We start from the raw sequence: 13,864 nt of genomic DNA, 5'->3' as shown, positions 1-13,864 counted from the left end.
CCTCGCCGAGCGGGAGCGAAGGGAACGATGAAACCACATCGACCCCTCCGCTCCCGCTCGCCGAGGCACTCCGCCGAGCACCTGCTCGCTACGGCAGGGGACGAGCCGACACAGCCTTGCTACGTTACTTGAGCACCTTCCGCGGTGGTACCGAATTACGCGAGCGCGGCTGGTCGGCGTGCAGGCCGGACCGGAGCAGGAACGGCAGGCTGGCCGCGAGCAGGAGCAGTGCGACGATGCCGTCCAGCCAGTAGTGGTTACCGGTCACGACGACCACGCTGAACGTGATGATCGGGTGCAGCAGCCACAGCCAGCGCCAGCGCGACCTGGTGATCAGGATCATCGAGAGCGCGATCAGCGCCGCCCAGCCGACGTGCAGACTCGGCATGGCGGCGAACTGGTTGGCCGGGCCACCGGTGTGGTCCGGCCCGTACACGGACTGGCCGAACCGCAGTCCGGTGTCGACGAAGCCCGGCATCATCCGCGGCGGCGCCAGCGGGAACGCGATGTGACCGATCAGTGCGAGTCCGGTCAGCGACACCATCGTCCACCGGACATGCGAGTAGGCCTTCGGCCGCCAGATGCTCAGCCAGAGCAGTACGGCGGCGGTCAGCGGCGCGTGCACGCTCGCGTAGTACAGGTTGGCGCCTTCGACCAGATGCGGGAACTGCAGCGCCCAGTGCTGGATCGTCGCCTCGTTCGGCAGATGCAGCCAGTTCTGGAACGACAGCACTTCGTGTGCATGGTCGAACGCGGAGCCGGTATGGCGGGCCGCGATCTGCCGGCCCGCACTGTAGACGAGGAAAAGGGTGGCCAACAGGACTGCTTCCCGTACCACCCTCCAGAAGACCTGGACTCCTCGTTGCTGCTGTTCCCCGCCCTGCCCCACCCGCTCCAGCGCTTCGATCCCCATACTTTTCGACGGTACCCGCCGTTCCCACAGGGTTTGCCCAGGCGCAACCCTGGCGTTGCCCTGGGCAACCCCCGAAACACACTTTGAGACGGAGCTGTGATCAGCCCTTGACGGCGCCGGTGAGAACGCCCTTCGCGAAGTGCCGCTGCAGGAACGGGTAGATGACGAGGATCGGCACGATCGAGACGACCAGGATCGCCATCTGGATCGAGGCCTGCGGCGGGAGCAGCTCGGTACCCAGCTCGGCGCTGCCCAGCTGGGTGTCGTTGATGACGTACGTCCGCAGTACCAGCTGCAACGGCCACAGCTTGGAGTCGTTCAGGTACAGCAGCGCGGAGAAGAACGCGTTCCAGTACGCGACCGCGTAGAACAGGCCGATCACCGACAGCACCGCCTTCGACAGCGGCAGCACGATGTACGTGAACGTCTTGAGCTCACCCGCGCCGTCGATCCGGGCGCTCTCGGTGATCTCGTTCGGCAGGTTCATGAAGAACGCCCGCAGGACGACGACGTTGAACGCACTGATCATCGTCGGCACGATCAGCGCCCAGATGCTGTCGAGCAGCCCGACGCCCTTCACGGTCAGGTACGTCGGGATGATGCCCGGCGAGAACAACATGCTGAACAGCACGACCAGCAGGATCGGCCGCCCGGCCGTGAAGCTCGGCCGGGCCAGCGCGTACGCCAGCAGGCACGACACGGTCAGGCTGAGCAGCGTGCCGACGACGGTGACGAAGATGCTGACGAACAGCGCCTGGGTGACCACGCCGCCGGCGAACAGGGACTCGTACGCCGCGAAGTTCACCGACTTCGGGAACAGCACCAGACCGCCGGACTCGTTGATCTGTTTATTCGGCGCCACGCTGGTCGAGATCACGCCGACGAACGGGATGATCACGACCGCGCAGAAGACCAGCAGCACGAGGCCCTTGAAGATCCGCATCGGCCAGCCGGGCATCGGCACGCCCTGGACGATCTTGGTACTCATCGCTGGTACACCCCCTGCTCGCCGAAGATGTGGGCGACCTTGTTGGCGGTGAGGACGAGGATCACGCCGACGACGCCCTTCACCAGGCCGACCGCGGCCGCCACGCCCCAGGCGCCGCCGAGGACGCCGTTGTTGTAGACGTAGGTGTCGAGTACTTCGCTGACGTCCCGGCCGACCGCTTGCTGCTGCAGGATGATCTGCTCGAACCCGACGGTCAGCGAGTCCCCGAGCCGCAGGATGAACAGCAGGATGATGATCCCGCGCAGACCGGGCAGCGTGACGTGCCACAGCTGCTTCATCCGGCTCGCGCCGTCCACACTGGCCGCCTCGTACAGCTGCGAGTCGATCTGCGACAGCGCCGCCAGGAACAGGATGGTCGCCCACCCGGTGTCCTTCCAGATGATCTGCGATGTCAGCAGCACGTGGAACAGCTCGGAGTTCCCGATGATGTTGATCGTGGCCAGGTCGTGCGACCGCAGGTAGTTGTTCAGCAACCCGCTGCCGCCGAGCATCTGCTGGAACAGCGCGACCACGATCACCCAGGACATGAAGTGCGGCAGGTAGAGGATGCTCTGCGCGATCCGCTTGATCCGCTCGGAGAACAGAGAGTTCAGCAGCAGCGCCAGCAGGATCGGCGCCGGAAACACGAAGATCGACTGCAGGCAGGTGAGGATCAGCGTGTTCTTCAACGCCCGTAGGAACGCCGGGTCGCCGTTGAAGATCACGCTGAAGTTCTCCCAGCCCGACCAGTCGCTGCTGGTGATCCCGAGGAACGGCTGGTAGTCCTTGAACGCGATCACGTTGCCCAGCAACGGCACGTAGTGGAACACGATGATCAGCGCACAACCCGGCAGCGCGAACAGCAGCAGGACACGATCCCGCAGCAGCCGCCGGCCGAGGCTGAGCTGCTGCTGCGGGCGCTTCGAGGATCGCTGCAGCATTACTTCCCGCCTGTCGCGGCGAAGGCGTCCTGCAGCTCGCCGCGGATCTTCTCACCGCCTGAGGACAGGAAGGTCTTGACCGCCGGCGCCCACTCCGACACCTGCTTCTTGCCCTGCACGATCTGGTTCTCCAGGTCGGTCAGTACGCCGGTCAGCTGGCCCCACTGCTTCGACTGCGTCTCGGAGTACAGGCCGTACGACGCGTCGTACAGCAGCCGGTCCGCGATCTTCTGCTGAATCTTGTGCTGGTTCTGCGGTACGTCGGGTTTGCCGGCCCAGTAGAGCGCCAGCGTCGAGTCCGAGATGTACTGCAGGCCGATGCCCGTCTCCACGACACCGGTCTTGGTCGGGACCGGGTCCGTGCCCTGCATGGTGTAGTGCCGGCCCGCCACGCCGTACTTGCGGAACAGGTACTCCTCCGTGCCGAACGGTGCGGCCATCCAGTTGGCCACCTTGAGCAGCGTCTCCACCGAGTGCTTGGTGGACTTGTTGAACGCGGTGACGTTGTTCAGCGCCGCACCCATCCACACCTTGCCGTCGCCGCTGCTGAAACCCGGTACGTCGAGCATGTTGACGCCGAACGCGTCGCCCGCGGTGTTGTCCGAGTAGTACTGGTTCCAGGCGACGAAGCTGTCGTAGTCGAACGCTGCGGTGCCGCCGTTGAACCACTGCTTGCGGGCCGCGGCCTTGGCGCTGAACGTGTCCGGGTTGACGACCCCGGCAGCCACCATCTTGCGGGACGCCTCGAGCGCGTCCTCGTTGCCGTCGACCTCGAACACCGAGGTGAACTTGCCGCCCTCCTGTTTCCAGTTGTTCGGCAGGCCGAGCATCATCCGGATGTACGACGTGGGCACGCGGGTCCAGGCCCAGCGGTTCTCCTTCGCCGCGGTCATCTCCTTGCAGATGTCGAAGAACTCCTCGAAGTTCTTCGGCGCCGGGTCCTTGATGCCCTTCGCGGCAAGCAGGTCGGTGCGGTAGAGCGGCAGCGACGTCCGGGACATGCCGCGCGGCACCGGGACGCCGTAGATCGCGCCGTTGAAGACGCAACCCTTCCAGTACAGGCTCGGGATGTTCGCCAGGAACGGGTACTTGTTCACGGCGTCACCGGACAGGTGCTCGGTCAGGTCCATCGCCTTGGCCTTGAGCAGTCCGGGGATCTGCGGGGTGCCCGGCGGGACGTTCAGGATGTCCGGCAGGTCGCCGCCGGCGATCCGGGTGGCGAACTTGTCGTTGTACTCGTCGTTCGACGCCATGCTGATCTGCAGCTCGGAGCCGAGTCGCTTGTTCAGCTCCTGCCAGAACTGGTTCTTGTCGACGCTTGGCGGGATCGCGCCGGGGATGTTCGTCATGAACGTGATCGGCTTGCCGTCGCCGGGGACCTCGGTGATCGCCTTGACCGGGTTCGCCGGGTACTTCAGGAATCCGTCCAGCACCACGTCGGTGCCGGGTAGGTCCGGCTTGATCTCGCCGTACTTCGTGTACGTGGGCAGTTTCACCGCCGAGTTGGCGGCCGCGGTGTTCTTCTTGTCCGACGCGCACCCCGCCAGCAGCGGCGTACCCGTGACCGCGACAGCGGCGGCGGCCAGGCCACCGCCGAGGAAAGATCTTCTGCTGACTGGCATTGGGCCTCACTTCCATCGGAGGGCCACACCATGACATAGTACGTCCTATGTCTTCAAGAGTCGGCGCGATGGAAATCGTCTTCGACCCCGCCGGGAGCGGCTATCACACGTTCCGGATCCCGTCCGTGGCGGCGCGGGGTTCGCTGGTGCTGGCGTTCTGCGAGGGGCGGCTGCACGGGTCCGGCGACGCGGGTGAGATCGAGATCGTCCTGCGGCGCTCGCTGGACGGCGGGCAGACCTGGTTACCGCTGCAGGTGGTGTCGGCGGTCGCCGGCAAGACCTGTGGGAACCCGGTGCCGCTGTTCGACCCGGTGTCCGGCGACGTCGTGCTGGTGACGGTCGAGAACGGGGCGGACGCCGTCGAGATGTCACTGGCCCGTGGGACCGATCCGGTGTCGGGGCGGCGCGTGTTCGTGCAGCGGTCGTCGGACGACGGTGTTTCGTGGACGCCGACTGTGGAGATCACTTCGCAGGTCAAGCCGGCGGTCTGGGGCTGGTACGCGACCGGGCCGTGTCACGGGATCACGCTGCGCTCGGGGCGTCTCGTCGTACCGGCGAACCACTCTTTCGTGCCGTCTGAGCCCGTAGACGACCTGATCCGGCTGAACGGTGGGCACTGCATCGTGAGCGACGACGGTGGTGTCACCTGGTCGGTGGGCTTCGTCGATCGCAACGACGGCGCCGAGATCAACGCCAACGAGACCACCGTGGCCGAGCTGCCCGACGGACGGCTCTACTTCAACGCCCGCAACCACCAGGGCGCCGGACCTGCCCGCGTACACGCCTGGTCGTCCGACAACGGTCAGACCCTCGATGCGCCGTACGCCGGGATTCCTGAGATCACCGCACCGGGTATCCAGGGCAGCGTGGTGTGTCTGCCCGACGGACGGCTCCTGCTGTCCACACCGGTCAACCCGACGTCCCGCCGTGAGCTGACCGTCTTCGTGTCGTCGGACTCCGGCGAGACGTGGAAGCCGGGCCTGGTCGTACACGAGGGCATGGCCGGCTACTCCGATCTGGTGCTGCTGGCCGACGGGTCCGTCGGCATCTTCTACGAGGCCGGTGAGACGTCCTCGTTCGCGACCTTGCGCTTCGCCACATTCGCCCTCTAGAGGTTGGAGCTGTTTTGACCGAGTCCGCCCGTCTGACCGGCGTCGTTCCGCCGCTCGTCACCCCGCTCACCCCGTCGTACGACGTCGACACCGCATCACTGGCCCGGCTGATCCAGTACCAGCTGGGCGGGGGTGTGAACGGGGTGTTCGTGCTCGGCACCTCCGGTGAGGGCACGTTCCTGACCGACGAGCAGCGGCAGGTCGTGCTGGAGACGACGGTGGCGGAGGTGGCCGGACAGGTGCCGGTGCTGGCCGGCGTCATCGACACGTCGACCAACCGGGTCGCTGCGCACGTCTCTGCTGCTCTCAAGGCAGGTGTCGACGCACTGGTCGCCACGGCGCCCTTCTACGCAGCCACGCATCGCGCGGAGATCGAGCGGCACTTCGTCAAGCTGTCTGGTCTGGCCGGTGACGTGCCGCTCTATGCCTACGACATCCCGTCGCGTGTGGGCACCAAGCTCCCCGCGTCCGTCGTCATGGCTCTCGGCGAGCAGGGCGTGATCGCTGGTGTGAAGGACTCGTCCGGCCAGGAGACCTCATTGCGCGAGTTGGTGCTCTCGCGCCGCGAGAGGGAGCTGGAGGACTTCGCGATCATGACCGGGTCCGAGGTGACGGTCGACTCCTCGCTGGCCTTCGGCGTGGACGGCGTCGTACCTGGTCTGGGCAATGTGGACCCGGCCGGGTACGTGCGGCTGTTCGAGGCGGCTGCCGGAGGGGACGCGGCGGCTGCCCGGGCGGAGCAGGACCGGCTGTTCCGGCTGTTCGACATCATCAACGTGGCCGACCGGAAGCGGATGGGCGCCAGCTCGGCCGCACTGGGCGCGTTCAAGGCCGGACTGCATCTGCTCGGCGTGATCGACTGCCCGATCACGGCGTACCCCTGCATTCCTTTGGACGACACGGAGATCGCCGCGATCCGGCCGCTACTGGACCGCGCCGGATTACACTGAGCGGTTCCTAACTACAGGGAGGCCGGCAGTGACAACGGGTGGGCTCAGCCGGGCACGTGGTGCGGCAGGGAATCAGACGTTCATCCGGGATGCGATGAAGTCGTACATCCTGGAGCGCGGGCTGAAGGCGGGTGACCCGCTGCCCAACGAACAGGAACTGATGGCGCAGCTCGGCGTCGGCCGGCACCCGCTGCGCGAGGCGATGAAGGCACTGCAGGCCGTCGGGATCATCGAGATCCGGCACGGGTACGGGACGTACGTCGGCGAGGTCAACCTGCAGTCGCTCGAGGACGGGCTGGCCTTCCGCATGTCACAGTCGATGGCCGGCGACCTCCGCGACGTACAGAACGTCCTGGAGGTCCGCCAGGCCATCGAGGTCGGCCTGGCGGACGACGTGGTCGCCCACTTCAAGCAGTACGGGTACGACGCCCTCGAGCCGATCGTCCAGCGCATGGAGGCGAAGGCCGCCGACGGCGAGTACTTCCCCGACGAGGACTGGGCCTTCCACCAGGCCCTCTACGAGCCGCTCGGCAACGCGCTCGTCATCGACCTGCTGTCGGTCTTCTGGCGAACCTTCGCCCAGGTGGACGCCCGCCTCCCCGGCGCCCGCTACACCCCCGCCGACGCCGCCGCCTGGCACCGAGACCTCCTCAACGCCCTCGAATCCGCCAACCCCGACACCTACGCCCACTCCATGAAAAGCCACTTCAACGGCATCCACACCCGCCTGGGCGAATAGGCCGCCAGGCAAAGAAGAGAAAGCAAAAAGAAAAGAAGAAAGAAAGAGAACAGAGGGTTAGAGAGTTGCCGGCTTCGGTGATCAGCCGCGAGCTGGCCAGGTGGAGGTTCGCGGTCCTCGCGGCCCAACGTCCGTGCTGGGTTCGCTGAGCGAGGCATGCTCGGTCTCGCTCAGATCACTGGCCACTTGGTCAGGCGACTGCCGACCGACCGCTGTCCGGACCTACTTGCCGCTGAGTGCAGACTTCCTTCGGCCGGTCACAGCCTGAACGCTCGACCTGCCGGTTCCGCAGGCCCACCCGAGTGTCGACGTCGTTCCGGCAAACCCCGGCTGGCGTCGGTTCCCCAGGACCGGGAAGCGAGATGTGGAGTGGTGGCTGGCTTCGGTGGCGCACCGGAGGTTGTCTGCGCGTAGTCGACGCGGCCCGGAGCGCGCCGCGGGCAGTCGTGGTTGGGGAGGATCTTGTGCCCGAATCGGTGCAGGATCCTCCCCAAATCCGGTCGTCCAGGGATCCCGGCAGATTCTCTGAACCACTTTCCACGACTCGGCGGACGGACAGGATTGACCGTGCCGCATGACTGCTCGACCACTCGGCTCAGGCCTACGTCAGCGCGAGTACGACGTACCGGTCCCAACCTCGCCTCGATCGAGCCGGGTTCGACCGGACCACGGCGCGCTGGCGAACCTCCGGCCGACCGCCGGAGCCAGCCATGACTCTGAAATTCCTCTTCTTTCCTTGTCTGGTTCAGGCGAAGAGGTTTTCGGCGTCGATGATGGTGTAGGCGTAGCCCTGTTCGGCTAGGAAGCGTTGGCGGTGGGCGGCGAATTCGGCGTCTATGGTGTCGCGGGCGACGATGGAGTAGAAGCGGGCGGTGCGGCCGTCGCCTTTGGGGCGGAGGACGCGACCGAGGCGCTGGGCTTCTTCCTGGCGGGAGCCGAAGGTGCCGGAGACCTGGATGGCTACCGACGCCTCTGGCAGGTCGATGGAGAAGTTGGCGACCTTGCTGACCACCAGGCGCGTTATCTCGCCGTGGCGGAACGCGTCGAACAGCCGCTGGCGTTCGCGGACCGTCGTCTCGCCCTTGATCACCGGGCACTCCAGGCGTTCGCCGAGCTCGTCCAGCTGGTCGATGTACTGACCGATGACCAGCAGCGGCTCACCCGCGTGATGGTCGGCGATCCGGCGTACCAGCCGGGACTTCGCCGGCGTGGATGCGGCCAGGCGGTAGCGGTCCTCGGGCTCGGCGGTCGCGTACACGAACCGCTCGGTCTGCTCGAGATCCACCCGCACCTCGATGCAGTCGGCCGGCGCGATCCAGCCCTGCGCCTCGATGTCCTTCCACGGAGCGTCGTACCGCTTCGGGCCGATCAGTGAGAACACGTCGCCCTCGCGGCCGTCCTCGCGGACCAGCGTCGCGGTCAGACCGATCCGGCGCCGGGTCTGCAGGTCCGCGGTCATCCGGAAGATCGGCGCGGGCAGCAGGTGCACCTCGTCGTACACGATCAGGCCCCAGTCGCGGGCGTCGAACAGCTCCAGGTGCGTGTAGACGCCCTTCCGGCGCGTGGTCATCACCTGGTACGTCGCGATCGTGACTGGCCGGATCTCCTTGCGCGCACCGGAGTACTCGCCGATCTCCTCCTCGGTCAGACTGGTCCGCCGGAGCAGCTCGTCCTTCCACTGCCGGGCAGACACGGTGTTGGTGACGAGGATCAGCGTGGTCGCGGACGCCTGCGCCATCGCAGCCGCGCCGACGATCGTCTTGCCGGCCCCACAGGGCAGTACGACGACACCGGAGCCGCCGTGCCAGAACGAGTCGACCGCCTGCTGCTGGTACGGACGCATCTCCCAGCCGTCCAGCTCCAGCTCGATCTTGTGCGCCTCGCCGTCGACGTACCCAGCCAGGTCCTCAGCCGGCCAGCCGAGCTTCAGCAGGGTCTGCTTGAGGTGACCGCGCTCGGACGGGTGCACCAGGACGGTGTCGTCGTCGATGCGCGCGCCCAGCATCGGCTTGACCTTGTTGCTGCGCAGCACCTCCTCCAGCACCGGCCGGTCGGTCGTCACCAGAACCAGTCCGTGCTGCGGGTGCTTCTCCAGCCGGAGACGCCCGTACCGATCCAGGGTCTCGGCGATGTCGACCAGCAGCGAGTGGGGGACCGGGTAGCGGCTGTAGCGCAGCAGTACGTCGATCACCTGCTCCGCGTCGTGCCCGGCGGCCCGCGCGTTCCACAACCCCAGCGGCGTCAGCCGATAGGTGTGCACATGCTCCGGCGCCCGCTCCAGCTCGGAGAACGGCGCAATGGCCTTCCGACACTCGTTGGCGTCCGCATGTGCGGTCTCCAACAACAACGTCTTGTCCGACTGCACGATCAGTGGACCGTCTGTCACCCGTTGCTCCTCAATCTCGCCCCGACCTTCCATTGTGCCTGAGCGGTCAATTCACAGGGCTGCGGTCACAAGCTCCACCTGTTTCTGGGTGCTCCAGCCCGCTTCGAGGACCAGCCCCTCGGTCGGCGGCTGGAACCGACGCTGGACCCGCTGCAGAACCTCGTCCGACAGGGGGTGGCGGTCCGGCGCGGCAACGGCGACGCTACGGCGGGTGTCGAGCAGCTCCTGGTCAGCGGCGAGGTACACGACCAGATGGCGCATCCCGCGTGCCGACGCGAAGTCTCGCCAGCGCTGGCGGTCGCGTTCAGCCGGATTGACCCAGCTGAGAACGATCACCCCAGCATCGCTTTCCGAGATCCGCCCCTCTGCCTGCCGGATCGTCTCCGGCCACTCCGCCATCGGTACGCCGTCCTCGATCCGGAAGCCGCGCTCGCGGTTGATGTGATCCAGCTCGACCACGGCGGCGCCGGCCCTTTCGAGTGCTCGCGCCAGCGTCGTCTTTCCGCAGTACGGCAGGCCGGTCAGGATGATCAGCTGCTGGGTCAATCGACACCTCGGGCGGCGGAGATTCGGTGGAGGGCGTAGGTGCGCGGGTTGTCGGTGGTGTCGTCGTAGGCGGTCAGCCAGCCGTCGGCGACGCGGACCGGTTCGACGATGCGTTCGGAGGCCGTGCCGTTGTGGTCGACGTACGCGATCCAGGTGCGGCTGTGGGACTCCGCGGCGTTGGTGAGTACGGCGATGGTCTCGGCGGGCGCCGCTGGTTCGACGAGGCCCTGGTCGCCGGGGCGTTCGGCGGCGATGCGGTCGCCGGCGCGGACCTTCTCGATGACGGCCTTGACCTGGTCGTCGGTCAGGTCGAACGCGCTCTCGTTGAAGTCCCTGCTGGTACGTCGACGTGGAGCCTCGCCCCGTCGCGGCGTACCGGTCACGTGCAGCGCCCCGTCGAACGTCTCCGCCAGCGGCGCCAACCCAGCGTCGCGCAGTCGGCTCAGCACCATGTCCGGCGGGGACGGCGACACCACCACGGTCGGCGCCAGCCGACGGAAGCGGACACCGGGCAGGTTCGAGTTGAGCAGCTGGGTCAGCACGGTCTCGTCGTCACACCGCAGGTACGTCGACGCCGTGCCGAGCCGCAGTACGCCGTGGCGCCGCGCGACGTCGTCGATGAGGTACGTGAGCGGCTGCGGCACCGGCGTACGCGAGTGCTCGACCAGCCAGGTGTGCAGCTGCTCCGCCGTACGGCCGAGGTCGAACGCACGCCGCACCGAGCTCTCACTGAACCGGTAGACCCCAGCACCGCCGTCCGACTCGACATCTGCCATTGCGGACAGCTCGTCCTGCACAACCCGCACCAGCGGACCGGGTGCGATCGCAGTGAGGTCAGCCTGCAGCAGCACCTCTGAGACCGGCTCCGGCATCAGCGAACTGATCGCCTCGGCCAACTCGTCAGCAGTCGGCTCAGCACCGAAGAGCGGTTGGGCATGGCTCGCCAGCGCACCCAGACCGGTCAGCCCGAGCAGGGCTGCTTCGGACACGCTCCACTCGACCAACTCGTCCCGGAACTGCCCACCACGCCGCGGCCGATGCCACGCGACCCACGTGACCACGGTCTCCGGAGCAGGCGCAGTGCCAGCTCCCGTTTCGGCCAAAGCCTGCAACGCCAGCATGCGGATCTCAGGAGCGAGTAACCGCTCCAGATCCGGAGCCAAAGCGTTGATCAGCCGCTCTCGGGCAGCCGCCGTACCAGCGCCACTGTCCCGTCGTCCGATCAGTCCGATCGCTCTGAGCCCGGAGAACCAAGCGATGACGAGCTGTGCCCACCGATGCGCCAGGTCCAGCTCCAGCCAGTCGTCATAGGCACTAGTGGGCAGCCATAGCTCGCTGGTGCCAACCTCAACCGCCGCGACGAGCCCAGCGGCGTACGCGATCTCCAGAACCGCTGCGGTGTTCTGCTCCTCCGCACCGATCTTGCCGGCCACGTTGCGCAACTCCCGGACACCGATGCCACCAGTCCGCAGTACGGGCGGCGGCTCCGTCCCCAGCTGCTCCAGCGCCCGGTCAACCAGACGCACCAGGTCGAGCGCGGCGCCCGCAGCAGCCCGGTCGGCGATCGTGGCGGACACCTTCTTGCCGTCCAGCGGAGGCGGCACCGGCCTGGTCGACGCCAGCACGCGCCCACCGCGCAGATGCAGCCCGATCTGCCGGGGCAGCACTACTGTGTTGGCGTCCTTGGGTACGACGAGACCGCGCGCCAGCAACCGCTCCACCGGCGTCCGAGCCGAGGCGATCGTCACAGGACGCTCGGCCTTCTCCACCGAGCCGGTCGGCGGACCCCAGGTCAGCTTGTCGAGCACGGCCCGCGCATCCGGACCCGCCTCGTCGATCAGCTTGTCCAGGTCACCGAAGTGCCGTGTGGTGACCGGACCGAGCCCGGCAGGTGTCGGACCGAGCAGCTCGTGCACCGCACGGATCGGCCGCAGGTCGTCCTCGGTGCCCCACACCAGGGCGAGGTCAAGCAGTTCCTCAACCCGCGGCCGGACCACCTCCACCGGCTGATCCACACCCCGCGCCAACGACTCCAGGTCGACCGGCTCGGGGAGCGCGGACAGCGCCTCCAGCAGGTCCACACCGAACTCGTCCAGGCGGTTGACCGCCCGCGCGGCCGACGCGTTGCTCGTCGCCCGCGCCGCCAGCTGGCCGGTGTCCGCAGGGATCGGCAGGGCCAGATCGGGCCGCCGTCGCAGCAGCTCACCGAGCCCGGCGTCGTCCCAGGTCCGTAGCGCCTCAGCGAGGGTACGGGGGCGGGTCGGCTCGGTAGTGCTCATCCCTCCAACGGTACGGCCCCGCTGGTCTCCACCCCAAGGTCGGTCAGGATCTGTCCCACGGTTTGCTCCACCGAGCTGTCCGGGCCGATCACGCCGTGCTCCAGGCCGAGCAGGTCCCGCTCGCGGTACCACTCCCGCATGGCGTCGACGGTGAACTCTCCAGCCAGCGCTCGCGTGGAATGCCGGACCGCGGTCTCCTCGAACGGGATGTCGAAGTAGTAGTGCAAAGTGGTGCCGAGGTGGTCTGCGGTCAGCCGGCGGAGCATGTCGCCGTACCGGCCGGCGTGCATGATGCCTTCGAGCACCACGTCGTACCCGTGGTCGAGCGCGTAGCGGGTGTTCAGGTCGATCAGTCCGATGTTCACGCCGCCGGGGAGGTCGTGCTCGCGCAGCAGGATGCGGCGAAGGTGGTCCTGCTCGACCCACGCCGTACCGCGGCCCAGGCGTTCGCGCAGGGCCTTGGCGGTGGTGGATTTGCCGGAGCCCGAGTTCCCGCGGAGTACGACGAGACGCGAGGTCGGACTGCCCGTCACTCCGCTGCCCCAGCGCTCCCGATCCGGTGGAATCCGACCCGCTCGTAGACGGCTGCGACGGCATCGGACTCGGCTGACAGCAGCACGAGGTCCACTCCGTTGGCGAACGCGTGCTCGACCAGCTTCGACGTGACTGCCGCACCCAGACCGCGGCGGCGTGCGGACGGGAGTGTGCCGACGCCAACGACCTCAGTGGTGGCGTCGACCGGCTGGTGCGTTCCGCTGGCGACCATGCCGTCCTCGGTGAACGCTCCGGCGTTCACCGAGACGCCTCGGAGCGCCCGGTCCCGCAGCGTCGCAACCAGCTCGTCCCGCGTCTCTGCGGCGGCCGCGTCCCGCTCAGCCGGGCCGGCGGTGCCGACCGCAGTACCCGGGTCGCTGAAGGCCAGGTTGGCGACCGCACGACACTGCCGGACCACGTCCTCGTCCGCGGACAGGATCTCCACGCGAGCATCAGCCACCACAGGCTGGAAGTCGTCGCGCTCGAGTACCAGCAACGGATGCTCGACCACAGTCAGGCCCGCAGCAGCCGCAGCCGGTCCCAGCGACGGACAGGTGTCGACGACCCACTCGAAGCTCAGCGGGATCTCCAGCTCGGCGCAGCGTTCCCGCACGAGGTCGACATCGTCCGGCTTGATCGTGACGCCGGAGCCCGGCACCGGGCGGGCGTAGTACGGCCAGATCGTCGTACTGCGAAACAGGGTGAACGGCCCGACCTGTTCGGCGACTGCACCGGACAGCGGGACGCTATGGAGGTAGGTGTCGACTCTGGTGATCATCGCCTGGCAGTGAATCACCCGGACCGGTCAACTGCCAACGGATATGTCGAAAGCTGCGCACCTGCTCCGACGTCGC

The 13,864-nt window shown here is 67.4% G+C and carries 12 protein-coding genes; 3 read left to right on the top strand and 9 right to left on the bottom strand.

The annotated features are described in order from the left end of the window. Positions 1 to 124: 124 nt before the first annotated feature. The 4 genes from ABT313_RS26085 to ABT313_RS26070 form a co-directional block, all read right to left on the bottom strand. Positions 125 to 913, bottom strand: coding sequence for a phosphatase PAP2 family protein (locus ABT313_RS26085; RefSeq protein WP_350859028.1), 789 nt, complete (start codon positions 911 to 913; stop codon positions 125 to 127). Between the two features lie 100 nt (positions 914 to 1,013). Further along, on the bottom strand, positions 1,014 to 1,901 hold the full coding sequence (locus ABT313_RS26080; protein WP_350859026.1) for a carbohydrate ABC transporter permease: 888 nt from the start codon (positions 1,899 to 1,901) through the stop codon (positions 1,014 to 1,016). Next, entirely contained in the window at positions 1,898 to 2,842 is a 945-nt protein-coding gene (locus ABT313_RS26075; protein WP_350859023.1) for an ABC transporter permease subunit, read from the bottom strand. Before ABT313_RS26075 ends, ABT313_RS26080 begins: the two co-directional genes overlap by 4 nt. Continuing rightward, positions 2,842 to 4,464, bottom strand: coding sequence for an extracellular solute-binding protein (locus ABT313_RS26070; RefSeq protein ID WP_350859020.1), 1,623 nt, complete (start codon positions 4,462 to 4,464; stop codon positions 2,842 to 2,844). Before ABT313_RS26070 ends, ABT313_RS26075 begins: the two co-directional genes overlap by 1 nt. Positions 4,465 to 4,511: 47 nt before the next feature. Here ABT313_RS26070 and ABT313_RS26065 point away from each other — a divergent pair, with 47 nt between their 5' ends. The 3 genes from ABT313_RS26065 to ABT313_RS26055 are packed head-to-tail and all read left to right on the top strand — an operon-like array spanning position 4,512 to position 7,265. Continuing rightward, positions 4,512 to 5,576: a sialidase family protein gene (locus tag ABT313_RS26065; RefSeq protein WP_350859017.1), complete on the top strand. Its 1,065-nt coding sequence runs from the start codon at positions 4,512 to 4,514 to the stop codon at positions 5,574 to 5,576. Between the two features lie 14 nt (positions 5,577 to 5,590). Then, entirely contained in the window at positions 5,591 to 6,526 is a 936-nt protein-coding gene (locus tag ABT313_RS26060; RefSeq protein ID WP_350859014.1) for a dihydrodipicolinate synthase family protein, read from the top strand. A gap of 28 nt (positions 6,527 to 6,554) precedes the next feature. Next, the gene (locus tag ABT313_RS26055) at positions 6,555 to 7,265 is read left to right on the top strand and encodes a FadR/GntR family transcriptional regulator (protein WP_350859011.1); all 711 of its coding nucleotides are present in this window, start codon (positions 6,555 to 6,557) and stop codon (positions 7,263 to 7,265) included. A gap of 745 nt (positions 7,266 to 8,010) precedes the next feature. On the opposite strand, the gene ABT313_RS26050 is transcribed toward ABT313_RS26055, so the two are convergent. Genes ABT313_RS26050 through ABT313_RS26030 form a run of 5 tightly spaced genes read right to left on the bottom strand, consistent with a single transcriptional unit; the run spans position 8,011 to position 13,788 of the window. Continuing rightward, positions 8,011 to 9,684: a DNA repair helicase XPB gene (locus ABT313_RS26050; protein WP_350859008.1), complete on the bottom strand. Its 1,674-nt coding sequence runs from the start codon at positions 9,682 to 9,684 to the stop codon at positions 8,011 to 8,013. Between the two features lie 18 nt (positions 9,685 to 9,702). Beyond that, complete coding sequence (locus tag ABT313_RS26045) at positions 9,703 to 10,197, bottom strand: P-loop nucleotide/nucleoside kinase family protein (protein WP_350859006.1); 495 nt, start codon at positions 10,195 to 10,197, stop codon at positions 9,703 to 9,705. Further along, positions 10,194 to 12,476, bottom strand: coding sequence for a helicase-associated domain-containing protein (locus ABT313_RS26040; RefSeq protein WP_350859003.1), 2,283 nt, complete (start codon positions 12,474 to 12,476; stop codon positions 10,194 to 10,196). The genes ABT313_RS26045 and ABT313_RS26040 overlap by 4 nt, the downstream gene beginning before the upstream one ends. After that, entirely contained in the window at positions 12,473 to 13,009 is a 537-nt protein-coding gene (locus tag ABT313_RS26035; protein ID WP_350859001.1) for a P-loop NTPase family protein, read from the bottom strand. The genes ABT313_RS26040 and ABT313_RS26035 overlap by 4 nt, the downstream gene beginning before the upstream one ends. After that, positions 13,006 to 13,788, bottom strand: coding sequence for a GNAT family N-acetyltransferase (locus tag ABT313_RS26030; protein WP_350858999.1), 783 nt, complete (start codon positions 13,786 to 13,788; stop codon positions 13,006 to 13,008). The genes ABT313_RS26035 and ABT313_RS26030 overlap by 4 nt, the downstream gene beginning before the upstream one ends. Between the last annotated feature and the right edge of the window lie 76 nt (positions 13,789 to 13,864).

The sequence above is a fragment of the Kribbella sp. NPDC000426 genome, assembly GCF_040300265.1.
Lineage (GTDB): Bacteria > Actinomycetota > Actinomycetes > Propionibacteriales > Kribbellaceae > Kribbella.
Note: the sequence above shows the minus strand (reverse complement) of the source record. Positions and strands in the feature narration are given on the sequence as shown.